This is a genomic window from Pseudoalteromonas sp. DSM 26666 (assembly GCF_900116475.1).
Classification (GTDB): domain Bacteria; phylum Pseudomonadota; class Gammaproteobacteria; order Enterobacterales; family Alteromonadaceae; genus Pseudoalteromonas; species Pseudoalteromonas tetraodonis.
This window is the reverse complement of record NZ_FPAR01000001.1, coordinates 428,746-453,216: the sequence shown is the minus strand read 5'-3', so window position 1 is coordinate 453,216 and position 24,471 is coordinate 428,746. Positions and strand designations below refer to the sequence as shown.

The window sequence follows — 24,471 nt, the reverse complement described above, 5'->3', positions numbered from 1 at the left end:
TTACTAATTGTTCCTTCTATCTTTGACTATAAATCAAACAAAATCAAATAATAAACACACTTTTAAGGATTTATTAATAGTGATGGATTGAGGTCGATAAAACTGCTTTACATACAAAAAGCGCCAAAGTAGTAAACCTACTTTGGCGCTTTTATTAGTATTAATAAACAATTAGTTAGCTAATAACCATTCGCTTAGTAAACGAACACCAAACCCCGTTCCACCTGGTGAAAGCTCATCTTTACCTTTTTTCACTAATGCATTACCTGCGATATCGATATGCACCCAACGGGTATCGCCAGCAAAATGCTCTAAGAAAGTGGCTGCAGTGGTTGCACCTGGGCCACCTGAACCCACATTTGTTAAATCAGCTATGTCAGACTCCAACATATCTTTATACCCTAAAGGTAGGCGCCATAGGTTTTCGTTTACTTGTTTACCGGCTATCGTTAGTTGAGATACTAGCGTATCGTCATCTGAGAACACTGCTGCATATTCATTGCCTACAGCACGGATTTTTGAACCGGTGAGTGTTGCAACATCAATCATAATTTCTGGTTTGTAGTGCTCACGCGCATACCACATAGCATCACTTAATACTAAGCGTCCTTCGGCGTCGGTATTTAAAATTTCAACACTTAAGCCCTCAGCGGTGCGAACTACATCACCTGGGGCTACAGCGAACTGCGATACCATATTCGCAGCCATGCCCATAACGGCTACCACGTTTTTGTCAGCTTTAGCTAACGCCATTGCTTTAACTGTACCAAGCACTGCAGCAGCACCGGCCATGTCTGACTTCATACGTGCAATAGATGCACCGGTTTTAATGCTGTAACCACCTGAGTCAAACGTAATGCCTTTACCAACAAGGGCAATAGGGGCATCGTCAGACCCTTTATAATGGGCAACCACTAAACGGGCACCTTGCTGGCTACCTCGACCAACAGCTTCTAATGCACCCATACCCAGTTCTTTTATTTCTTTAGGCTCCAATACTTTGATGGTTACGCCCAAAGATGCTAATTCTTTTGCCGCATTAGCAAAGTCAACAGGTGTCATTTCGGTAGCGACTTCAGATGTTAAATCGCGAGCTAAAAAAACACCGGCTTGAATACTTTCTAATTGGGTGTAAAGCTTGCGAGTTTGCTTAGTGTTATCAACATCAAAGGTATAGCTAACTGTTTCAGTGTTTGGTTCTTTTTTATAGTTTTCAAAACGATGATCACGTAAGTTTGCACCATGGGCAAAGTTAGCAGCAAGTAATGCATTGTCACTTACACCGGCTACATCTTCAAATACAACGCTGGCAGTGCCTACTTTGGCTTTAACTAGTTGAGCGTGAATATTACCGCCTAACTTAGCTGCTTTTGCTTTATCAAGCTCGCTAGTTTTACCAGTACCAACGACTAAAACGCGGCTGTAGTTACTTTTACTTGGCGCAACAAGTTGTGCCACTTTAGCGTAATCGCCGGTAAAATTTTCTATATCAATAACGCGTTGCAATTGGCCATCGAACTGCTTGTCGAGCGCTTTAAATTGGCTGTTATTTCCATCTTGGCTATAAAATACAACCAGCGTATTTGCATCGCTGTTCACTTTTGAAGAAAAATTAAAGTCTGCGGCTTGGGCATTCATGCACATACTCAGAGCAAGCGCAATGGAAGAGGCTTTTATAATACGTTTCATTTTTTTAACCTAAGAATAATATAAAGGTGTGTTTTACCCTATTTACGATGCTGTGGTTAAGTAGGATACGGCGAAATAGCAAATAACAGCGATATACGTCTAAATCATGACTAAATACCATGACATAACGGCTTGATAAACATATTGTGATGCTTAAAGGTTTAATTAACACAATGCTCGCGTTACTATCAAATATAAAGGTAACACTGCGCTTTTAACAACTAACCTAGAGAACCCGCATTGAAAGCTAAAGAAATTCGCAATTTTTATATCAACGAAGAGCAGTCGGTTTATTTGCTGTCACACCGTGATGCAAAAAAACATCGTCAGTGGCTTAATATTTGTATTAAACAGCTCACTTTGCTTGGGTATAAAAAGGTAGAAATGATTGGCTCAGGGGCATTTGGGTTTGTATTTGCAGGGGATGATGAACATGGCCTGCCTTGGGTGTTTAAGTTTTCTAGAATTACGCTCGCACAAAGTGTACGTGATCGCCTTGAAGATGAAGCGTATATGCTTTCGCAAATCAAAAATCCCTTAGTGCCAACATTTTATGGCTTTGAGCGAATAAAAAAACAAGGCATTTTGATGATGGCGCGCGCCATTGGTGAAGACCTTGAAAAAGTATCACTAAAGCAAGGGCGCTTACCGGCCGCCAAAATAATGAGCTTAGCGGTTAAATTAAGAAATGTGTTGCTTGATTTACGTCGTCATAAAAATGGTTTAAGCCCGCAGCCTATTGTACATGGTGATATTAAACCCTCTAACTTGGTGTGGGATGAAAATGAAAAGCAGCTATCCTTGGTTGACTGGGGAAGCTCTGTTTATGCCCAAGTAGATGAACAAGGAAACCCAATTGCCAGTAATTTTATGGATTTAATGTCAGGTGACTTAAGTACCACTAACGCACGAATGGGTGATGTTTATTTTATAGGTGATGCGCAAATGTCGGGTGAAAAGTCGTCCCCTCGTTTTGATGAGCAAGGGGTTGCATCAACGCTATATGCACTTGCCTCGGCGCAGTCTTGCCGATTTGGTGCTCAGGCTATACCGGCCAGTAGTTTAATGTTACCTAAGGAGCTGGCAAACGTTATCGATGGCATGCTTTCAAAAGAACGGTTAGTAAGAGACAAAGCAGGTGACTATTTTATGCGTAACATAGAAACCATGGCAAAAGCGTATTTACCACAACTACCAAAAACTGAAATTAAAGCGGCAATTCCGTTTTGGTTTAGCCAAGACCCCGAACCCGAAACCGTAGTTTATAGCTCTAGAAAACAATTTTTACGCCAAGCCGACCATAAACAGCAATTACTCGATGTAAACGATGCTCAGCTTGATAGGTATTATAAAGAGTTTTTATTTGATACTGGGGATACCGAAAAAGCGTTTTTGGCCTCTATTAGCCGTCTAGCTAAATATCCTGTAGTAGGAGGGCTCAGCTTTCATTGGAAAGATGAATCTTTGTATGTTGAATCGTCACTCATTATGCACGACGAGACCCTCGCAACCGCATTCACCGATGCAGTAAACAACACAGTAATGTTAGCCCAGGCTATTAGCCAAAAAGGCTTATTTAAGTGTTGTTTATTTGATGCCCGCAAAACAATTCAGTTAGAACGTGATGGCACTGGCGCGTTCAAATTTAACCAGTTACCTGAGCTTGATTATGAAGTGGTTAATGTAAAAGCCAGCGATGTAACCCGTCCGCATTCATATTTTGAAGATGGTAAAGACCCCGATGAGCAACTGCAACTGCCTAAAAAAGTGATTAAATGTGTATTTGAGCTAAACCAGATACATCATACCGGCTGTATTATTTTTGAAGCGCTGCCAGATAGGATGAAAATTCATCATTACTACAGATTACTTGATGCCAGCAAAGAAGTAGAATTTAAACGTTTACTAAATAAGCTTATGCAATACGCGGTAAATATTACCGACGTGGGGGTGGCTGGCTTTATGAAGTTACCGTATAAAAACACTCGTGAGTTTGGTTTATGTGAACAACAACCCAGCAATTATTACCCTAAAAATCCAAAGCAACTACTTAATTAATAAACCGCTCGCTTAAGCTGGTGGTTTAAAAATTGAAAGTACAAAAATAGAAAGTTCAATGGCAAAATCTAAACCACAAATTACATTACAAAGTTTCGGCATATATAGTCACTGGGACAAAGACAGTAAATCGCTACCGCAAATTACTCAATTCACTACGCAAGTCAAAGCAGAACTTGATGTAGAATTTGGTCTGATAGTTAATATTAAAAAAGCTAAAGGCGAAAAACTACATTTTTGTATTTACCACCCAGGTATTATAGATACCAATGGCGAAGTGATGCTGCCTTTTGAGGGCACTGTATATGTTAAAGATAACGACTGGTCGTTTTATTTAGGCGATACGGTATGGGAGCCTATTGAGGATAAAATAGGTGACTGGCGTATGACCCTATCTTTAGCGGGGAAAGTCATTGCGGATAAAACATTTAATCTTATTAATGAAAAAACTAAAACTGAAGACGACTTTTGGAAATACCGCGGTTATTAATGACTTCAGTTTGCAGTAACGCAAGAGCTAACGTTTATTGTTAACTCTTGCCTAAAATACGTATTAGTTACCCCACGGGTTACTTGAATTTGAACGTTGCTTACGGGTACGCGCACGTTGTTTTGCTGCTTTTTTTTCTTGAATACGTTTTGCATCAGAAAAGCTTAACTCGCAAGGCTCACCTGGTTTATCGCCTTCAGGAATAATGCGGTCGCGTGGAGGCAGTTCGTATTGTACGTCATCTGGGCGAGGTAAGTTTTTAAGGCGGTACAAATAGAAATTATCTACTTTTTGTTGTGCCCACTCGGTTTTACGCAAAAATTTAACTGCAGATTTAATGTCTGGATTATTTTTAAAGCAGTTAAGTTGTAAGTAGGCATGCAGGAGTTCCCACCCATATTGCTCAACCAGTTCTTCAACCACTTGCTCTAATTTAACGCCTTGCAGTGGGTTATTACTGAAAAGTTCTTGGTTGCTCATAGGTGTTACTCTCGTTATTAAAAAATCAGCGAACATTATAAATTTAATAACGAGAGTTTAGTAGCAAAAATGCTTAACTTTGACAATTAACCACTACACGACCACGAATTTGGCCCTGCATTAGTTGCTCGGCGCTTTCAATGACTTGATCAAGATTTATTTCAGTTGAAATTTTATCCAAGTAATCGGCATTAACTAATGAAGCTAAACGATCCCATGCTTCAACACGATCCGCTTTAGGGCGCATAACGCTATCAATACCCATTAATGAAACCCCACGTAAAATAAATGGTGCAACCGAGGCCGGTAAGTCCATACCTTGAGCAAGCCCGCAAGCAGTAACAACCCCCCCATATTTAAGTGATGCACAAATATTTGCAAGTGTGTGACTACCTACAGAATCAATAGCTGCAGCAAAGCGTTCTTTTTGCAGAGGTTTACCAGGGTTAGAAAACTCATTTCTATCAATTACATTAGTTGCTCCTAATGATTTTAAATAGTCTGCTTGCTCCATACGACCTGTTGCAGCGGTGACTTGATAACCTAGCTGGCTTAGTAAATAAATAGCAAAACTGCCTACGCCACCATTAGCACCGGTCACTAAAATTTCACCTGACTCGGGAGTAACGCCTTGCTTTTCTAGTGCAATAACACTGAGCATTGCCGTATAACCGGCAGTACCAATTTGCATAGCTTGTTTAGGTGATAAGTTAGCGGGTAGGGGAATTAACCAATCACTGCTCAGTGCCGCTTTTTGAGATAAGCCACCCCAGTGTTTTTCGCCAACACCAAAACCATTTAAAATAACGTGGTCGCCACTTTTAAATTCAGCACTGTCGCTGCTAGTCACTGTACCCACTAAATCAATCCCCGGCACCATAGGAAAGCTACGTACAACAGGGCCTTTACCCGTAATGGCTAAGCCATCTTTATAATTTAAGGTACTGTAAAGCACATCAATTAATACATTTTCGTTTGGCAGATCGTCACTGTTTATGGTGCTTAGAGCTGCAGTGTAGTTGTCGTCTTGCTTATCTATAACAATAGCTTTGATAGAATTGTTCATTAGATTTCCTTTTAGACCGATCGTCTTTAAATTAATAATAAAAAATGCATTAACTGAGTAATGCGCGTAAAAACATTTCTGTGTATAAAGTAAGTGGCTTACTTGATTGGGTTAGTTTAGCTCGCATTACTGCGCCTTCCCAACCCACCCAAAAATATTCACTCATTTGTTCGGTATTAATGTGTGGATTAATAGTTTGTTGCTGCTGGGCTAAATCTAAACATCGTTTTAATTGTTGTTGCCAAGCGATGTAGCTTTGCATTAAACGGGTTTTAAAGTCGTCACTTAAATGATTAAGCTCTTGATTTAAGTTACCCACCAAGCACCCGCGTTTGTAATCATACTTTTGCATTCCAGCAATTGCGCTTTGTGTGAAATTAACAATGCGCTCAAGTGCGGGGACTTCAGATTGCTCTAGGTAAAATTTAAGTTTATTTATAAAAAAATCGTCGTAGGCATCAACTAGAGCCAAGCCATAGGCTTCTTTACTTTTAAAGTAATGATAAAAAGAGCCTTTTGGTACTTTTGCTTTTTTTAATATGGTATCGAGCCCGGTAGCACTAAAGCCAAACTCAGTTAAGGTTTCTAAGCCCACACGAATGAGCAGCGCTTTTGTATCGGCACTGTCTCTGGCTATTTTGGGTGGACGCCCGCGTCGATTTGTAATTGCTGCTATTTTGTTCATGCCTTATATTAGACCGATCGGTTTTAATTAATCAAGCCTTTATTTGGAATGTTTTTAAAACAGCTCTGACGTTCATTTTTTGATTACAAATTAATTGGGAACTTAAGGGTATATTGCTAGTCACAAATATGACACTTATGTGTTTTGAACCGATGTACCGGAACATTTTAATAAAGTTAAATTGGTTAAAGTTGATCAATAAAATTATTTTTAAATTAATTTATCATTGCATCAGCAGCTTAGTTAAAGTCAAACAAATTAATTGTATTTTGTGTTTGAATTTAACATTTTTGTTGGCTATTTATTAAATGTAGATGAATTTAATGCTACAAAAATATAAATATAAAGGTGAGGATTTTACCGATGAAGAGACAGAAAAGAGATCGTTTAGAAAGAGCTCATTCTCAAGGTTTTAAAGCTGGTTTAGCTGGTCGCTCAAAAGAGCACTGCCCTTATCAACAAGTTGATCCTAAGTCTGAGTGGCTTGGTGGTTGGCGCGAGGCAATAGAAAATCGCAATATGTATAAAACATAAACTCACAACGAATTTAAGCAAAAAAGCCTCTAGTTAGAGGCTTTTTTGTTGCGTGCGTTAAAATTAAAACGCGCTAGTGTCTTGGAATAAGCCCACTTTTAAATCTTTTGCTTCGTATATAACGCGGCCGTCTACTTCAACAGTGCCATCAGCCATGCCCATAAACAACTTACGTTTAATAACGCGTTTCATATCGAGACGGTAAGTTACTTTTTTTGCCGTTGGTAGAATTTGGCCAGTAAATTTAACTTCGCCTACACCTAATGCGCGGCCAAGACCAGGGCCACCAGACCAGCCTAAGAAAAACCCAACCAGTTGCCACATTGCATCTAAGCCTAAACAACCCGGCATTACAGGGTCGCCTTTAAAGTGGCAGTCAAAAAACCAAAGGCTAGGGTCAATATCTAGCTCAGCAATAATTTGGCCTTTACCGTGCTCACCACCATCATCGGTGATAGAGATGATACGATCCATCATTAACATGTTGTCACTTGGTAAACGACAATTTCCTTCACCAAACATTTCACCTTGACCACAAAGGATCAAATCTTCTTTTGTATAGCTATTTTTAGGTTCCATAACACTTTATCTTTGCTTAGAAATTGCCCCGTACTTTAGCGTACACTTGTACGCTAAACAACTCGGAGCAGTTAAAAAATGGTTTAAATATAGCCAATCAGTCAATGCAACTGATTTTAGTATGATTAAACCGCGCAATTACTAACAGAAATCATTATAATTAGGGCTGACTTTTAATCAGTTTAAAGGAAATTTATGACCCTTTTTGTTAACTCACTCACTGTGATTGATTTTTCTTACTTATGCAATAAACGCGGTGCAGTTGGCGAAAGTTGGATTGTTGATTTGACTTTACATGGCAAACTAAATGAAGAGTCTATGGTTTTAGACTTTGGCTTAGTTAAAAAGCAAATAAAAGGCATTATTGATGAGTGTATTGATCACCGTTTAGCTGTTCCAAATAACATAAACGGTAGCATTAATGAATTTGCTGATCATAAAACATTAGATTGTACATTTGGTGAGAATAAGCACCTTGCAATTAGTGCGCCTCATCAAGCTTTTTGCCTGATAGATACCGATAAGATAACCATTGAGTCGGTTACAGAGTATTTAGTTGCCACAATACTGCCACAGCTTCCTGATAATATAGAAAAAATTGAACTGGTATTAAAGCCTGAGCACAACCAAAGTTTTTACTACCACTACAGCCATGGCCTTAAAAAGCATGATGGTAATTGCCAGCGCATTATTCATGGCCATCGTTCACAAATAGGGATCAGCTTAGGTGGTATCTCTATGCCTCGTTTACAAAAACAGTGGGCTGATAAATGGCAAGATATTTACTTAGCTACCAGCGAAGATCAAATCAGCGCCTCTGAATTAAAACACATTATCGCCAAAGAAGATGACGTGTGTTTTGCATATACAGCCGCGCAAGGTTATTTTGAAATGGCTATTAGCGAATCGCGTTGCGACATTTTACCCATAGATACCACAGTAGAATGTATTGCTGAGTATATTGCCGGTCAAGTAAAACTGCAGCATCCAGAAAAAGACGTAAAAATTACCGCTTATGAAGGCGTTGGCAAAGGGTCAATTAGTTATGCTTAAATCCTTATTAGTGTCAGCGTTAATTGCATCATTTAGTTTTAGTGCTTTGGCAGTTGAACTAAAAGGGCATTTAACTCAAGGCGGCTTGGTTACAGGGCAATTAAATAACGCAAAATCGGTTAGTTTAAATGGTAAGCCATTAAAGCTATCTGATACTGGCTTATTTGTATTTGGTTTTGGTCGTGATGCAAAACCAAACCACACTTTATCATGGGTTGATAAAAGTGGAAAAAGCTACAGCCAAGATTTAGTTATAACCCTTCGTGACTACAACATCGATAAAATAACCGGTGTTGCAAAAAAATATGTATCGCCACCAAAAGCGGTCAGTGAACGTATTAGCCGTGAAGCGGTCGCGGTAAGAAAAGCGCGCGCTGTTGACTCTGACCTAGAGTACTTTTTACAGCCTGTGCTCAGGCCTGCTGAGGGCCGTATTTCAGGTGTTTATGGAAGCCAGCGTTACTTTAATGGTGAACCACGCAGACCACACTTTGGTTTAGACATAGCAAATAAAACAGGCTCTCCTGTGTACGCGCCGATCAGCGGTACCGTGGTATTTGCTGAACCAGATTTATATTACTCAGGTGGCACATTAATTTTAGATCATGGCCACGGTGTTACCTCGACTTATATTCATTTAAGCAAGCTAGATGTGAAAGTGGGGGATAAAATTACACAAGGTATGAAAGTGGCTGAAATAGGTGCTACGGGCCGTGTAACTGGCCCGCATTTAGATTGGCGATTTAATTGGCAAGGTGAACGCCTGGACCCTGCATTATTGATGCAAGACACATTAGCAAACAAAAAGTAGAGATTATGACTCAAGTAGAGCGCGAAGCAATTATTGCGCAGCGTATAAAAGATTCGACCACATCGGTTACAAAAGCGGTATTTCCTGGGCGTACTAATCACCACAATACGCTATTTGGTGGTGATGCATTAGCGTGGATGGATGAGGTTGCTTTTATAGCAGCTACCCGTTTTTGCCGTAAGCCATTAGTGACTATTTCATCTGATAGGGTAGATTTTAAAGAGGCTATTCCAGCAGGTTCATTTGCCGAATTAATCTCAAAAGTGTCGCATGTAGGGAATACCAGCCTAAAGGTAGATGTTGAAATATTCCTAGAAACCATGCACAAAGATAATAAGCATTCTGCTATTACGGGTAGTTTTACCTTTGTTGCCGTGGATGATAACCACAGACCAACACCGGTAGTATGCGATAAAATGCTACATGGCTTTGAGTTATAACGCGATATAGTAAATTAATATAAGCACCTAGTTTGGTGCTTATATTAAAACCCATTAAGAACACATCATACTTTATTTCTTAATGCTGCAAACTTAGCATTAATGTTTGTTTGAGATAATGAGTAAAAAAGGAGGGTGTAAATTTCAAAATAAAAAGGCGTGCACAAAGCACACCTTTTAAAAATTAAAGTACCATGGCGGCTATCCAGCCGAATACCAATAGCGGTAAATTAAAGTGAATAAAAGTTGGAACAACCGAATCCCAAATATGGTCGTGCTGACCATCAGCATTAAGGCCGGAAGTTGGCCCTAATGTAGAATCAGATGCAGGGGAGCCTGCATCACCTAATGCGCCAGCAGTACCAACAAGTGCAGCGGTTGCCATAACCGAAAAGTTTAGCTCTAAACATAAAGGAACAAATAAGGTGGCAATAATAGGTACCGTTGAAAACGAGCTGCCAATTCCCATCGTTATAAATAAGCCGACTAATAAAATTACAGCCGCAGCCATCGGCTTATTACCATCAAAAATTGCGGCGCTACTGTGAACTAAGCTGGCTACGTGCCCAGTTTCTTTCATGACCGCGGCAAAGCCTTGTGCTGAGATCATAATAAAACCAATCATGGCCATCATTGCCACGCCTTTACTAAATACGTCGCCGTTTTCTTCCCACTTAACCACACCAAATACACTAAATATAACCACGCCAACTAGGCCGCCTAATATCATGGAGCCACTGGCATTTTGAGCAATTAACGACGCAACAACAGCAAATAAACCAACCATCATTACTTTTTTGGGGTTATCAATTTCTGTTTGTTTACTCTCAACGGTAAGGGCGGTATTTGTATATTCTCGGCGTTTTCTATAAGTAATAAACAGCGCAATTAACAACCCCACGAACATGCCAATAGCAGGAATAATCATCGCCAAAGGTACGCTGGTATTGACTATTTCAAGGCCATTATCCACTAGGTTTTTATGTAATATTGAGTATAAATAAATTCCACCAAACCCATAAGGGAGTACCATATACGAGGTGGCTAAACCAAAGGTTAAAATACAAGCAATGGCGCGTCTGTCTAATCGCAATTTGTTAAACACCACTAATAGCGGCGGGATTAAAATAGGAATAAACGCAATATGAACAGGGACTAAATTTTGTGAAGAAATAGCACAAATCAAAATAATAAACAGGATAAAATAGCTGAGCAGGGTTTCACTCGAACCTGTTTGTGCATTAACTTTAGCTAATAACTTCGCAGCTAAAATACGTGTTAGGCCTGACTTAGAAATTGCCACGGCAAATGCGCCCAACATAGCATAACTTAAAGCAATCTCGGCACCTGACGATAATCCTGAATTAAATGCATCGATGCTTTCTTTCAATCCCATGCCAGCGGTTAATCCGGCAACCAGTGCACTTATCGTCATTGCAACAATCACATTTACACGGACTAAAGTGAGTCCAAGCATTAAAATAACGCCGATAATTACTGCGTTCATAGATTTCTCTGTTTTGTAGATTTAATTAATTTTATCAGATCTTTAGCCTGATTTTTACGTTCTTTAGTAAATGGATGCCTTGCATAACGCACTTGCTTAAATAACTCACAAAAAGCGGTTATTTGTTGCTCTGCATGGGGCGCTTGATTGCTAATGTGTTCTAAAGTTTGGGTTGGCGTGGCATTTTCAGGATAGCTAATCGCATGTTTATTAGCCCAAAGAATAATTTCATAAAATTCACTTACCAGTGGCGGTTGCTTTGTTGAGGCTTTAGGTCTGTTTAAATAAATGAAGTAAGCCGTAAAACTTAAAATTAAAATAATAATAACCCCAAGTGGCACCAGCCAAATAAACTTATTACCAAATAAGGTAGCAAATAAATCTTGTTGTTTGTCTTTATCAAACCCAAGTACCCAACTAGACCATTGATAATCTAAGTTTTCTAATTCAAGTCTAAGCCAATTAATGGCGGCATAGTTACTTAAACTAACGAGTCCAAAGCTAATATTATTTTTAAATTCGTCATTAAGGGTGGTACTTTGTGACAAGGAGCCGTTTAACCGCTCGGGTGCGACAACCGCTGTGGCATCAAATACTTTCCAACCGGCACCGGTATATACTTCAACCCAGGCATGCGCATCGTATTGACGAATAGTCATGTAATCACTGTTTTTATTTAACTCGCCTCCTAAATAGCCACTGACAACACGCGCAGGAATACCTGCACTTCTAAAAATAAAGGCAGCGGCACTGGCATAATGCCCGCAAAAACCGCGTTTATTATCAAACATAAACTGATCGAGCGTATTTTCGCCGCGCATGGGTGTAGGTGTAAGTGTATAGCTAAATTCATTTTTTGAAAAATAGCTTAAAAGTCGATTAAAAAATTCATCAGCATTGGCGCTATTATTTTTTAATTGTTGCGCTAACTGCTGAGATTTTTGATTATTACTAACAGTTAATTGGCTATAAAACCGCTGTTGGGACTTATTAAGCGATGTACTAGATAACGGTTCACTATTAACTGCATATTGTAAAACCTTGGATTTATATTGTTGTTTTCGTAATAAACCTAAAGTATTGGCAATAACATTGGGGCTTTCACTGCTTGAAAAACCAAGCCCATATAGCCAATCTGAAATAGCAGGCTCAGCTATAACCGTATACTGAGCCTCATTTTCACTCGTGCTTTTTTTAGCGGGTAATATCAACGCTTGCTTTAAAAAGGAGGATGTTTTCCACGCTGCACCATCAAATTCATCATGTACAATAGCGCGCCAATAATAGGGCGTAGGGGGTGGTGTACCATTAAATTTTGCTCTAAATACCAGTTCATCAGAATTTGATAACTTTGCTATATCAAACGGATCGACTTGTTCAGATAATCCTGTTTGTGCCATTTTTGGACCGGGTAGTTGCCAAAATGCCGGAAGTTTAGGTAAAAATAATAAAAGTATTACGGCTAAAGGAAAAGCCAGTAGCATAATTTTAGCACTTTGTTTTGAAGAGAGTTTTAAGCTATGACTAGACTCTAATAACCCTAGCACCGCAAAGTTTAAAATATAGAAGGTGCTTATAACTAAGGTAGTAAAAATGGTTTGGCTAAACAAATATACCGCTGAGAGTGAAAAGAACGTAAGAGTAATGATCAATTGGTAATGCTGTTTTGATTTTGCCTGCAATAATTTAAAAACACACGACAATAACAGCATGGCTACAAACAATACAACGGTATCTTTAAAGCCTATGCTGCTTAGCATAATAATTAATGCAATGGCGGCCAATCCATTAGCAAACCATGCGTTGGGTTTCTGCTTTTGTTTAACTGTTAAATAAATATTCCAGCCACATAACACACTAAGCATTGCAATAAAGGGCAGGGGTAAGTGCTCTGTAAAAAAACTGACTAGCCCTAAATAAATAAACGATAGAGCAAAGTTAATAACGCGATGGTTTTTAATCTCATTCATTATCATTACCGACTTGGCTTAACGCTTGTAAACAACGCTGATGATGCAGCTTGCCTGAATTGGTGGTGATTAATTTATTAGGAAGTTTTAAAGAATAATTAATATCACTTTCAAATGCTTGGCAAACTAAAAAACAGAGTTGCCCTAAACGCTGTTCGGTATCGCCCGTGACTAAGTTAAAATCGAATTGTGCATCCGCTGATTTAAAATCACTAAATTGTTTTACAAGTAATTGCTGTGTTTTTGCATAGTGCTTCCATGATATTCGCTGTAACCCCATTTCTGGCAAATGAGTAATTAAACTTTCAAATTCATCATCACCTTTATGTTTTTCAGTGCCTTCATCGGTATTATTTGCAACTAAGTTTTGGTGTTTTTGATTTGTTGTTTTAATTATTGACGGATAAACATACACTGCTTTATTCGGTTGTATATAACTCCACACACTGACTAAACCAAAGGGGTAATTACTGGCAATTTTTATTGGCTTTAACTTGTAACAGCCTCGCTTGTTGTAAGGTAATGATAATTGGCATTTTATTACTTCATTTTTAACGCGCGTAATGTAACACGCATTTTTCAAATCCTTGGGGTAACTCAATGTAATGGATTGGCAAGGATCATCGGCTTCTATTTGCCAAACTAGCTGTGGTGTCTGAGGCGCAAAACTGTCAATGACGTATTTAAAGCTGACAGTTAAACCTCTGGCATTACTGTAGCCCAATAACAATGCAAAAATTATAATCACAAACATTAAATAAGCCATAAACAGAATTAAATTATTTTGATAATTAATCCCCATTACAAAATTTAATGATGCAACAACGCTAAAGTAAACGCCAAGCGTGGATGGTAAAACATAAATAGTATTATGTTTTAAGGTGATGCTATTTTTTTTGTGCTTATTTTTTAATAAGGCCGTTAAAATCGCGCTTTTTATATCGTCAATAAAAGTAGGGCGCTTAAATTTATAAATACGCATTTACCTAAACGGGCACTAAAACATGTTTTAAAATGGCCGCTATTTGTGTATCGCCCGCATCACTATGTAAGCCTAATCGATGCTGACACACACTTGAAAAAACAGCCTGTACATCTTCGGGTAATACGTAGTCACGGCTTTCAATATAAGCCCACGCTTTGGCCGATTTAGCCAGTGCCATACTGGCTCTTGGGGAAAGCGAAGTCATTAATGTTTGAGACTCACGAGTATAAGTCACTAACTCAATTATATAATCAACCACTGGCGAACTTAGCGTGATATTTGATATAGCATCTTGAATTTGCTTAAGTTGATGTTGTTCAATTCGCTGCGGTAACTGCGAATAATCACGTTTTAGATTATTTAACAGTAACCGTTTTTCTGCATCTTTAGGTGGAAACCCTAAACTTATTCGCATTAAAAAACGATCTAGTTGTGATTCTGGTAACGGGTATGTACCTGCCTGATATAATGGATTTTGAGTCGCAATTACAAAAAATGGAGTAGGGAGCGGGTACTTGTCTCCATCTACTGTTACTTGATGTTCTTCCATCGCCTCCAATAAAGCACTTTGTGTTTTAGGACCCGCGCGATTTATTTCATCAGCAAGCACCACTTGGCTGAAAATTGGGCCTTTATGAAATGAAAAACTATGTTCATTATTATTAAATATATTGGTGCCAATAATATCAGCGGGCAATAAATCGCTGGTAAATTGTATACGCTGATACGATAACCCCAGTACTACAGCTAATGCATGCGACAAAGTGGTTTTTCCCATACCGGGTAAGTCTTCAATTAGTAAATGGCCTTCACTAAATAAACAGGCTAACGCTAATTTTATTTGTTGTTGTTTACCAAATATAACGGTAGATAGATCATCAATTATTGTCGTAACAATGTGCTGCATAATTTCCTTTAATCTATGAGTTCTAAACGTTTCATTACCGCATCAACTTTTTGCGCGTTAAAGGGCTTAGCTATAAATTCTTTTGCGCCTAGCTCCCAGGTATTTTGCACTGTTTCAAAGCTATTGTGGCCTGAACACATAACAACATGTGCATGAGGGTGTTCGTTGTTAATCGACTCTAAAATTTCAATGCTTTCAGAATCAGGTAAATCAACATCTAAGAATATAACGTTGGGTGATTTTTCAATAAGCAGAGGTTTAGCACAATTAAAATTATCACACTCAATGATGTCATCAAAACCTAAACCGGCTAATACTTGGCTTAAATCAGCGCGGATCTGTTTAACATCATCAATAATTAAAATTGGTTCGAGTGGGCGTACAAATTCCATATGAATACTTCAATGTTTTTTACGGCTTGTGCTTTAATATTAAGCTAAGCATTAAGGAACCTCAAGGTGATAACTATGAATAACTATAATAGTTGTTTAAAGCCACTTAATGTCCGATACCGCCTAGTATTGGACTTAGCAAGCTTGAAGCTTTTAAAATAGAGCGCTGCTTATATATAGATAGATAACTACCTATAATTTATATTATGTTAAATAAGGTAAAAATGTACTTAATCAAACTAACTATCGGCAATTACGTCACTTATAAACATGGTATTTTAGCCCTTTTATTCGCACATTATTTATTTATAGTAATATGCTCTACTTTATTAAATATAAAAACGCTGTAATGACATTTTAATTAATCAAACTATTTAGCTCATCAATTAATTGCTTAAGCTGTTTAGTTTTGTCGTTTAGCTTTTGCTGATACTTTTCAACTTTGTCATGCTTACCTTGGCGCTTAGCTTTTTTAAGATCGGTTTTATATTCTTCAATTTCGCTATTGGTATCATCTATTTTTTGTTGTAACTCTGCTTTTAATCCATCCTGGGTGCAGTATTCGTTTATATTATTGAGTGCTTTATTAAGACCTGCAACTTGGTGTGAATTACCTTGGCGTTTTGCAGTTAATAACTGGTGGTTAACTTCACAGGCTTTTTTCGCACACCCCGTTAAATCTGCACAATCATCTTTGGCCAATACGACTGTTGAACCGGCAAATAAAAAACTTATTGTAATACCTTTAATAATCGTCATTTTAGAGTTTTTATTATCTCGCATTGGTCATTATTCCTCTTTAATTCATTGTTAGCGGCAAAATACAGATAACAGCCCTTGCAGCTCTTCATTTATAACATGTTGTTTTACAACATCTTGCATAGGAGTATTTGATACTTTGTTATTTAAAATACCCACCATTTTAGCGCTTTCTCCAGCACATAAAGCCTTAACACTGTGTACGCCTAATCTTATTGCTAACATACGATCCGCTGCAGATGGATTACCGCCGCGTTGTAAGTGCCCTAGCTTAGTTACGCGCAAATCTATACTGGGATTAACGGTACTTATTTTCTCACATATATGCTCAACGCCAATTTCATCACCTTCAGATACCACCACAATAAAAGCATGCTCACTGTGATAATCGCTAATTTTATTCACTAAATAAGTTATGTCTTCATCACTTTCAGGTATTAATATCGAATCGGCGCCAGAGGTTAAACCGGCATAAGTGCCAATATAACCAGAATCACGTCCCATTACTTCAATAACAAACACCCTATTATGTGATTCTGCAGTATCTCTAATATTATCAATACATTGCATTGATGTGTTTACTGCCGTATCAAACCCTAAGGTGTAATCTGTACCCGCAATATCATTATCAATAGTGCCTGGAATGCCTATATAAGGTATGTCAGTAATTTGTGATAACCATAAACACCCTCTAAATGAGCCATCTCCACCTATCACAATTAAAGCGTCAATATTATTATGTTCAATTGTGGCTAGTGCTTGATTTCTACCGGCATCACCTCTAAATCTTTCACTACGCGCTGTTTTTAACACAGTACCACCTAAGTGCATGGTTTGTTGTAGGTTTTTGCAATCAAGTGTCACTAAGTCATTATCAATTAAACCCTCAAACCCTTTTCGAACGCCCGACACTTTTATTCCGTGTTGTTGAGCGGTTTTTACTATGGCAAATAATGCGGTGTTCATCCCAGGCGCATCGCCCCCTGAGGTTAATACGGCAATATGTTTAATTGGCTGCATCAGTTCACATCCTTCGATAAGCTAAACTTTAATAATTCATAATAGCTGTTTATTAGTAGGCTGTGTAAAGTAAGCGCAGTAAAGTTGATCTACTTAGGGTTTATTTGATTGTTTAATCAGTATGAAGGGAGCAATAGTAACTTGAAAAGTTGGTATGTTGCTTTTGCTTTATCAAACAACATACCGTAATTTTTAATGAAGAGCCGCTGTAAAAGGAATGTTTTTACAAATTTCGGCTTCTATTGTTAGTAACTCGTCTAAGCGTTCGTCAACTTCTTGCTTATCAAAGTATTCGTAGGCGAGTTCCACAAATAAATTTTTATGTTTTTCTTCTGATTTAGCAATTGCGACATAAAAATCTTTTTCTTTTCCTTCAGGTAGTGCCTCGGCAACTAAAGAAAAACGTTCATGTCCCCTCGCCTCAATTACCCCACCTACTAATAGTCTGTCCATTAAAAAACCATCACGACCATGCCTAAAGTGTGCACGAATTTGTTTAATGTAAGGGTCTTTTTTATCATCACCCAAATTAGTATCGCGTTCAATTAATAGTTTAAGCACTTGTTTAAAATGAATTAACTCTTCAAGAGCTAAGTCAGTCATGGCTTTAACTAATTTACGCTTATCCGGATAATGTGAAAGCATTGACATAGCCATGCCAGATGCTTTTTTCTCAGCAGCAGCGTGGTCTTGTAAAAAGGTTTCGAAGTCAGCTAAAACAACTTCGGTCCATTCAAATGGCGTGTGGTATTTTAATTCAAACATAGTGATACAACTTATAAAATAATGCGTGGATTTTAGCGTATTTAAAAATAAAAATCTTTGATCGCGATTTAAATTTAACTTTCATAAGGCAAAAACTTATCAATCCGCCCTTTCGACGTTGACTCAATTTTTAATGGGTGCTTTATATCATTCCATGCAGTGACTTTACCGCCCATGTTCATTTTTTCAAAGCCAGCTAAGCTGCTGGTAATATTTAAAAACTCACATAGCTTATTAAAACTCTCGGGATTTGCTATATCAATGGCTAAAAAATCATTAGGCCGGTCAGCAAAATAAGCATTAGCACTATTAAAATGAGTGTTATAACAATTAGTTAAATATTCATCCTGATTAATGTTTTCGAGTGAAAAATCACTAAACGTATTTAAGTAACAGCGCTTTAAATGAATATTAAAGCCCCCATCAGCACGCGTTAAATTAGTATGCATACGCAGTAAAAGCTGTTTGATTGAAGGCAACCAAGCGCTAAGTTCTCGCTTTAAATATACAAATTTAGAACCTGGGTAATATTTATCTAATGTTTGATAATCGTTAAATACGGGTGTGTCTGCGATAGCCACCGCATTTTCAAAACAAGCGTTAGTGTAAGCAGTATGGGCAGTAGGTATACCAAAATCTAAAAATGCATTACATACGCTAGTCGTCCCAGTGCGTGGTAAACCAATAATAAATATTTTTTGTGTCATGGCGTTTTAAATGTCTTTTTCTGAAAACCAAAGTGATGCATCATTAAGGGGTGTTAATGCGGGTAACTGATTGTTTTTTAATTTAATGATGATTTTATTTTTTATATCTGCATGCTCAATCGCACTGCGATGATAAGCCTTAAACAAACGATCAAACTCACCGTTTTTACGCATAATAGCTAAGCCTTTCTCAACCGCTTGCGCTATTTCGGGCTTTTCTTTACTAAAAAAGAAGTAGATTGCACTTGGGTATTGCAACAATAAGTGTGGCACTATCGTGAGGTTCGCACCGGCTTCATCTTTAAAGGTATTGAGCTCAGTTTCAACCTCTAACACAGAACGAGGAAATACATCACCTCGGCCTTTTATCAACATATTAAATAACGAACTATATTCGATTGATGTCGATACAGTTAAACCGTTATCCTGCAGTATTTGTGTGTCAGGCCAATCATGCCCTTGAATAAAATGTATGCTTTTAAAGTCGCTCAGGGTATTGATGTTTAATAAGGTATTCACTTTATCCTGTGTAGTTACCAAAACACGCCACCCATATAACCCCTTAAATATAGGCACTCTAACGGGTAGTAATTGTTGCTCACGCTGTTTAGAGGTCATGGTCCAAGCTACGTTTATTTCATCATTATGAATAATTTGCTTTAACGCGCGGCTCTGTGGCATCGAAATACTTGAGGGTTGTAATGTAAAATTTTCTCCGCTGAATTGCAGAGCTGTTCTTAATAGTACTAACGGATATAATATTTCATCTTCACCAATGCGCATTGTTTTGGGGTATACAACATGCAAACTAGAAACGGTGTTTTTGCTATTATTTTCTATTGCCCATGCAAATGATGTCAGCGAACTGAAAAAATAAACACATGTAAAAACAATAGCTAACCGCATAATCGTTTATCTACTTAAAAGTAATAACACCGCGCTTACTATCACAATAGCAAAGGTGATCATCATGCTCAATCCACGTGCCTTTAAATTATTGTTAATAATGGAAGAACCATGAACAACACGGCTGATAAATAATAAACCGCCTAGTGCATGTACATAATGACTAGCTAACCCTTGATACTCCAATAAAAAAACTAAAATTAAGCTAATGGGCACGTACTCAATAAAATTACCATGGGCTCGGGTTGCACGTTCAAGCGCGGTATTACTGCCATTACCTAACGAAATCCCTTCGGCTTTACGTATTTTTATAACATTAACACTCAAATAAATATAATAAAGGGCCAATAAGGCCGCATAGCTCGATATGATCACAGTATAGTCCATTTAATTTTTCAGCAATAATAACACATAAGTTAAGCGGTAAATCAGTAGTTTTATCATGAACTATGCTAGAGTAATTTATACATTGGAATAGTAATAAGTAAGGATAATATGTATTTAAGAACAAAAATCACCAATCACTATCGTGAAATAATAAACAGTATTGGCTTTTATCCCTCACTCCTGTCTGTTGCGTTTTTAATTTTTGCTGTACTCACTATGTCTGTTGAGTATTTAGCCCCTATTGAGCAATTTAAATCATTAATCTCATTTGTATTAGTAGACAGTGCAGAAAACGCACGAACCATATTAAGCACCTTAGCTGGCAGTATTATTTCGTTAACCGTATTTAGTTTTTCTATGGTGATGGTGGTTTTAAATGCTGCCAGCGCTAGCTTGTCACCCAGAGTCGTTCCTGGGCTTATTACCCGTAAATCGCATCAAATGGTATTAGGGTTTTATTTAGGCAGTATTATTTATTCTATTATAATGCTCATTAATATTAATAAGTTAGATAACGGAAATACGGCAATACCCTCATTAGGGGTGCTCTTTGCATTAATTTTTGGTTTGATTTCTTTGGGCTTATTCGTTTTCTTTATTCACTCTATTTCAAAAGCGATTCAGGTTGATAACGTATTAAATGGTTTATTTAGACAAACCAAACAAGAGATCCAAGACATCATCAACAAACAAGGCGATAACCCCGTTGATAACTTTCCTGAATTTTCAAATTGGCATTCAATAAAAAGTACTACTGAGGGTTACTACAAAGGGGTTCACACAAATAAGCTGTGTGCTATTTTGGCTGAAGAAAAAATAGAACTTTTTATTACCGTTAAGCAAGGTTACTTTACCGTTAAAGGCTACCCGTTCTTAAAGTGTAATAAAGACATTTGTGAAAACGAAGAGTTAATAGAGAAAATCTTAGACTGCTTTATTTTTTATATAGAAGAATACATTAGCGATCATTACCGTTATGGATTAACCCAAATTTCTGAAATTGCGGTTAAAGCAATGAGCCCAGGGATTAACGATCCGGGCACAGCGGTTAAAGCTATTGATATGCTGAGTATTTTATTGATTGCTCGCCTAAAGATTAATGCGATTAACTACGCATGTTATCAACCAGAAGAAGCCCCTTTGCTCTATTTTCATGAAACCAGTTTTGATGAATTACTGCACGATAACTTCACTCCTTTGCGCAATTATGCCAAAGCAGATGCCTATGTAATGACCAATGTTATTGAAGCATTTAAAAATATTTTGTTTATTGCCAACGAGGATGTTGAAGCTCGAAACAGTGTGTTTAATTATTTAGGTGCCATTGTTGATGATATTAATCAGCACATTTGTAATGAGTATGACCGGCGAGAAATTAGAAATATGCTACAAGCAATAGTGCGAATTAGTGAGTTACAAGGTAAGCAGTTGGTGGCACGTTTTGAGCAGCACCGACCTATTAGCGAGTAGGCTCTGTAGAGCTATTTATTCTGCCGAGGGGCAAAGAGTTATCGCTCCTCGGCAGCGCCTATTTGGCATTGAAAGATCATAAAACCCTAATCTATATAATAAATTGCATAGCTTGACGCGCTAATAGTAATTTCACCCGCATGATAGGCATCTGGGACATAATTACCAGGTGCACTGTCTGCCATCATTACTTTTTCACTGCGCATGTACGGTGTAGATGGCATATCAAGCGGGGTTAAAGACGCGCTATATAAGCCTTTTAACTCTACATCAAAGTCGTCACTTAGCTCTTTTGCCGCGACTTTGGCTTGTTTAATTGCCATTTTTTGTGCTTTTTTATGCAGCTCATCGTAGTTGCTAGCTAAAAATTGCGTTTGTCTAATTTCATTAATACCATTATTAACTAAGCTCTGTAGTAATTCAGGGTATTTATTAATTGCAGAAAGTTTAATGGTGAGCGTTCTTGATACTTTAAAGCCAGTAAACTCTTGTTTACCTGTTTCACGATTATATTGGTTATCACGGTATATAGAAATTTGACCGGCATTAATATCCGCATCATCTACCCCTAGTTTTTTTACTAAACTTATTGCACTGGCCATAGTGGTATCGGTTTGTTTTTTTGCTGCAATTAAGTCTTTATCTATTTCAGTAATGCCCACCGTTAATAAAACATGATCCGGCATCGTCGTTAGTGAAGCTTCACCTTTAACATAAATATGCGGCTCTTCTGGGGCGTTACTCGCATAAGCTGATGTACTGAGTAATGCGGCGGTTAAAATCGAAAGCGTTTTCATAAGTCTATCCTTTTAAATTTGATTGCCTCAGTTAACACCTTATGCGGTTAATTAAAGATGAACAAGCATAAAAAAACAGGCAAAAGCCTGTTTTTTTAATCTCTACTGTAATTAAATGCTGCAACGCTTGTAGTTACGGTATTTTGGTAACCAGTAGTTTTTGTCGATGGCTGCCCACAGCGCATCGTCTGAAATTTCAAGGGCTACGCCCTCTTCAATTGCTTTTTTAGCCACTGCAAACGCAATACGTTTACTAAGCGTTTCAATTTCAGTCAGTGCCGGTAGTAAGCTGCCTTTACCTGTATTAGCTAAAGGTGACGACTCAGCCAACATTTCGCTCGACATTATTAGCATCGCATCGGTAATACGCGTCGCTTTGGCGGCAATAACACCTAAGCCAATACCCGGGAATATGTAACTATTATTACATTGTGGAATTGGGTAAGTCACACCGTTATAAACAACTGGGTCGAATGGGCTGCCAGTTGCAACAATTGCTTTGCCATCGGTCCATTTAATTACATCTTCTGGATACGCTTCAACTTGCTTAGATGGATTACTTAACGGGAAAATAATTGGCGATTCACATTTAGCATGCATAGCGCGAATGACTTGCTCGGTAAATAAACCAGGTTGGCCTGATACACCAATTAAAATATCTGGTTCAGCACAATGCATTACATCTAATAACGACGCGTATTCACCGCTGTAGGTCCAATCAGCTAAGCAGCTAGTTGGTTGTGCAAGCATTTGTTGAAAGTCACGTAAGCCTTGCATACCATCTGTTAATAAGCCAAAACGGTCAACCATAAAGACTTGGCTACGTGCCTGTGCTTCACTAATACCCTCAGCAACCATAGTGCTAACAATTTGTTCAGCAATACCACAGCCTGCAGAGCCTGCGCCTACAAAAACAACTTTTTGAGTTGATAATTTAGCACCTTTAACACGACATGCTGCTAATAAAGAACCCACAGTGACCGATGCAGTGCCTTGAATATCATCATTAAAGCTACAAATTTCGTTGCGGTAACGCTTTAATAATGGCATTGCATTAGGCTGAGCAAAATCTTCAAACTGCAGTAACACATTTGGCCAGCGACGTTTAACAGCTTTAATGAATAAATCTAAAAACTCATCGTATTCATCTTGTGCAATACGTTTATGGCGGGCACCCATGTACATTGGGTCGTTTAATAATTTTTCGTTATTGGTTCCCACATCGAGCATAACCGGTAACGTATAGGCTGGGCTAATACCGCCACACGCGGTATACAAAGAAAGTTTACCAATTGGAATGCCCATACCGCCAATACCTTGGTCGCCAAGGCCTAAAATACGCTCACCGTCGGTAACAACAATCACTTTTACTTTGCCTTTTGTGGCATTACGTAAAATATCGTCAATGTGAAAGCGATCTTCATAGGAAATAAATAAACCACGGGCACTGCGATAAATATCAGAAAACTTTTCACACGCATCACCCACCGTTGGGGTGTAGATAATAGGCATCATTTCTTCGATATGATCGCGCACTAAGCGGTAATAAAGCGTTTCGTTGTTATCTTGAATGGCGCGTAAATAAATGTGCTTATTTAAGTTGTCGTTAAAACTTGAGTACTGCTGGTAACAACGCTCAACTTGCTCTTCTATTGTTTCGTAACGAGGAGGAAGTAAACCAGCAAGATTAAAGTTTTCACGTTCTTTTTGGCTAAAAGCACTTCCTTTATTCAATAGCGGGGTTTCAATTAGGCCTGGGCCAGAATAAGGAATATAAAGATAATTTGGATCGGTATTTGTAGTCATATTTCCAAGCTTTACTGAATCTTAAGTAATGATCTGCCATTATCATTGTTAAAGGCTAAATTGCAATGACATTTAAGCTTGTCAGACCATTGAAAATTTACAAATACAAGCGCTACTTTAGTATAAAGCCACTCATATTTGGTGAATATGTTAGCTGGCTGTTGTGAGTTTATAAAAATTAAAACGGGCATTAGACCAGCGTTTGCTG

Annotated in this window: 25 protein-coding genes; 7 read left to right on the top strand and 18 right to left on the bottom strand. The window is 38.1% G+C overall.

The window, feature by feature from the left end:
• Positions 1 to 171 precede the first annotated feature (171 nt).
• Positions 172 to 1,689, bottom strand: coding sequence for a leucyl aminopeptidase (locus BM380_RS02085; RefSeq protein WP_090492617.1), 1,518 nt, complete (start codon positions 1,687 to 1,689; stop codon positions 172 to 174).
• Positions 1,690 to 1,929: 240 nt separating this feature from the next.
• Here BM380_RS02085 and BM380_RS02080 point away from each other — a divergent pair, with 240 nt between their 5' ends.
• Entirely contained in the window at positions 1,930 to 3,747 is a 1,818-nt protein-coding gene (locus BM380_RS02080; protein WP_090492615.1) for a protein kinase domain-containing protein, read from the top strand.
• Between the two features lie 58 nt (positions 3,748 to 3,805).
• Positions 3,806 to 4,237: a DUF3859 domain-containing protein gene (locus BM380_RS02075; protein WP_013464918.1), complete on the top strand. Its 432-nt coding sequence runs from the start codon at positions 3,806 to 3,808 to the stop codon at positions 4,235 to 4,237.
• A gap of 63 nt (positions 4,238 to 4,300) precedes the next feature.
• Here the strand turns inward: BM380_RS02075 and BM380_RS02070 are convergent, their stop codons facing one another.
• From BM380_RS02070 to BM380_RS02060, 3 genes are all read right to left on the bottom strand, one after another.
• Positions 4,301 to 4,717 carry a VF530 family protein gene (locus BM380_RS02070; protein WP_008114664.1) on the bottom strand — a complete coding sequence of 139 codons (417 nt, stop codon included), beginning with the start codon at positions 4,715 to 4,717 and terminating at the stop codon, positions 4,301 to 4,303.
• Positions 4,718 to 4,790: 73 nt separating this feature from the next.
• Complete coding sequence (locus BM380_RS02065; protein ID WP_090492613.1) at positions 4,791 to 5,783, bottom strand: acrylyl-CoA reductase (NADPH); 993 nt, start codon at positions 5,781 to 5,783, stop codon at positions 4,791 to 4,793.
• 49 nt (positions 5,784 to 5,832) lie between these two features.
• Entirely contained in the window at positions 5,833 to 6,468 is a 636-nt protein-coding gene (locus BM380_RS02060; RefSeq protein ID WP_090492611.1) for an acrylate utilization transcriptional regulator AcuR, read from the bottom strand.
• A gap of 363 nt (positions 6,469 to 6,831) precedes the next feature.
• Between BM380_RS02060 and rmf the strand changes: the two genes are divergently transcribed.
• Positions 6,832 to 7,002: a ribosome modulation factor gene (gene rmf / locus BM380_RS02055; protein WP_008114656.1), complete on the top strand. Its 171-nt coding sequence runs from the start codon at positions 6,832 to 6,834 to the stop codon at positions 7,000 to 7,002.
• A 63-nt stretch (positions 7,003 to 7,065) separates the two neighbouring features.
• On the opposite strand, the gene fabA is transcribed toward rmf, so the two are convergent.
• Positions 7,066 to 7,581: a bifunctional 3-hydroxydecanoyl-ACP dehydratase/trans-2-decenoyl-ACP isomerase gene (gene fabA, locus BM380_RS02050; RefSeq protein ID WP_008114654.1), complete on the bottom strand. Its 516-nt coding sequence runs from the start codon at positions 7,579 to 7,581 to the stop codon at positions 7,066 to 7,068.
• A 195-nt stretch (positions 7,582 to 7,776) separates the two neighbouring features.
• Between fabA and BM380_RS02045 the strand changes: the two genes are divergently transcribed.
• Genes BM380_RS02045 through BM380_RS02035 form a run of 3 tightly spaced genes read left to right on the top strand, consistent with a single transcriptional unit; the run spans position 7,777 to position 9,885 of the window.
• On the top strand, positions 7,777 to 8,634 hold the full coding sequence (locus BM380_RS02045) for a 6-carboxytetrahydropterin synthase (RefSeq protein ID WP_090492609.1): 858 nt from the start codon (positions 7,777 to 7,779) through the stop codon (positions 8,632 to 8,634).
• Positions 8,627 to 9,445 (top strand): M23 family metallopeptidase, encoded by an 819-nt coding sequence (locus tag BM380_RS02040; RefSeq protein WP_090492607.1) that lies wholly within the window; start codon positions 8,627 to 8,629, stop codon positions 9,443 to 9,445. The genes BM380_RS02045 and BM380_RS02040 overlap by 8 nt, the downstream gene beginning before the upstream one ends.
• Positions 9,446 to 9,450: 5 nt before the next feature.
• On the top strand, positions 9,451 to 9,885 hold the full coding sequence (locus BM380_RS02035; protein WP_008114650.1) for an acyl-CoA thioesterase: 435 nt from the start codon (positions 9,451 to 9,453) through the stop codon (positions 9,883 to 9,885).
• A gap of 184 nt (positions 9,886 to 10,069) precedes the next feature.
• On the opposite strand, the gene BM380_RS02030 is transcribed toward BM380_RS02035, so the two are convergent.
• From BM380_RS02030 to BM380_RS01980, 11 genes are all read right to left on the bottom strand, one after another.
• Positions 10,070 to 11,392: a Na+/H+ antiporter family protein gene (locus tag BM380_RS02030; protein ID WP_090492605.1), complete on the bottom strand. Its 1,323-nt coding sequence runs from the start codon at positions 11,390 to 11,392 to the stop codon at positions 10,070 to 10,072.
• A complete protein-coding gene (locus tag BM380_RS02025; protein WP_090493049.1) occupies positions 11,389 to 13,362 on the bottom strand; it encodes a transglutaminase TgpA family protein in 1,974 nt (657 codons plus the stop codon). The genes BM380_RS02030 and BM380_RS02025 overlap by 4 nt, the downstream gene beginning before the upstream one ends.
• Complete coding sequence (locus BM380_RS02020) at positions 13,355 to 14,116, bottom strand: DUF58 domain-containing protein (protein ID WP_254772043.1); 762 nt, start codon at positions 14,114 to 14,116, stop codon at positions 13,355 to 13,357. Before BM380_RS02020 ends, BM380_RS02025 begins: the two co-directional genes overlap by 8 nt.
• A 232-nt stretch (positions 14,117 to 14,348) precedes the next feature.
• Positions 14,349 to 15,254, bottom strand: coding sequence for an AAA family ATPase (locus BM380_RS02015; protein ID WP_090492601.1), 906 nt, complete (start codon positions 15,252 to 15,254; stop codon positions 14,349 to 14,351).
• Positions 15,255 to 15,262: 8 nt separating this feature from the next.
• The gene (locus BM380_RS02010; RefSeq protein ID WP_013464929.1) at positions 15,263 to 15,646 is read right to left on the bottom strand and encodes a response regulator; all 384 of its coding nucleotides are present in this window, start codon (positions 15,644 to 15,646) and stop codon (positions 15,263 to 15,265) included.
• A 357-nt stretch (positions 15,647 to 16,003) separates the two neighbouring features.
• Entirely contained in the window at positions 16,004 to 16,429 is a 426-nt protein-coding gene (locus BM380_RS02005) for a DUF1090 domain-containing protein (protein ID WP_090492599.1), read from the bottom strand.
• 27 nt (positions 16,430 to 16,456) lie between these two features.
• Positions 16,457 to 17,425, bottom strand: a complete 969-nt coding sequence (locus BM380_RS02000; RefSeq protein ID WP_090492597.1) for an ATP-dependent 6-phosphofructokinase — start codon at positions 17,423 to 17,425, stop codon at positions 16,457 to 16,459.
• Between the two features lie 192 nt (positions 17,426 to 17,617).
• Positions 17,618 to 18,190, bottom strand: a complete 573-nt coding sequence (locus BM380_RS01995) for a MiaE family protein (RefSeq protein ID WP_013464932.1) — start codon at positions 18,188 to 18,190, stop codon at positions 17,618 to 17,620.
• A 74-nt stretch (positions 18,191 to 18,264) separates the two neighbouring features.
• Entirely contained in the window at positions 18,265 to 18,897 is a 633-nt protein-coding gene (locus tag BM380_RS01990; protein ID WP_024602504.1) for a sulfotransferase, read from the bottom strand.
• A 6-nt stretch (positions 18,898 to 18,903) separates the two neighbouring features.
• The gene (locus BM380_RS01985; protein WP_090492595.1) at positions 18,904 to 19,803 is read right to left on the bottom strand and encodes a type 2 periplasmic-binding domain-containing protein; all 900 of its coding nucleotides are present in this window, start codon (positions 19,801 to 19,803) and stop codon (positions 18,904 to 18,906) included.
• Between the two features lie 6 nt (positions 19,804 to 19,809).
• A complete protein-coding gene (locus BM380_RS01980) occupies positions 19,810 to 20,178 on the bottom strand; it encodes an MAPEG family protein (protein WP_090492593.1) in 369 nt (122 codons plus the stop codon).
• Positions 20,179 to 20,298: 120 nt separating this feature from the next.
• Between BM380_RS01980 and BM380_RS01975 the strand changes: the two genes are divergently transcribed.
• Positions 20,299 to 21,660 (top strand): DUF2254 domain-containing protein, encoded by a 1,362-nt coding sequence (locus BM380_RS01975; protein ID WP_028835242.1) that lies wholly within the window; start codon positions 20,299 to 20,301, stop codon positions 21,658 to 21,660.
• A gap of 86 nt (positions 21,661 to 21,746) precedes the next feature.
• On the opposite strand, the gene BM380_RS01970 is transcribed toward BM380_RS01975, so the two are convergent.
• Positions 21,747 to 22,457, bottom strand: a complete 711-nt coding sequence (locus BM380_RS01970) for an SIMPL domain-containing protein (RefSeq protein WP_013464937.1) — start codon at positions 22,455 to 22,457, stop codon at positions 21,747 to 21,749.
• A 111-nt stretch (positions 22,458 to 22,568) separates the two neighbouring features.
• Positions 22,569 to 24,263 carry an NAD-dependent malic enzyme gene (locus tag BM380_RS01965; protein WP_028835240.1) on the bottom strand — a complete coding sequence of 565 codons (1,695 nt, stop codon included), beginning with the start codon at positions 24,261 to 24,263 and terminating at the stop codon, positions 22,569 to 22,571.
• Between the last annotated feature and the right edge of the window lie 208 nt (positions 24,264 to 24,471).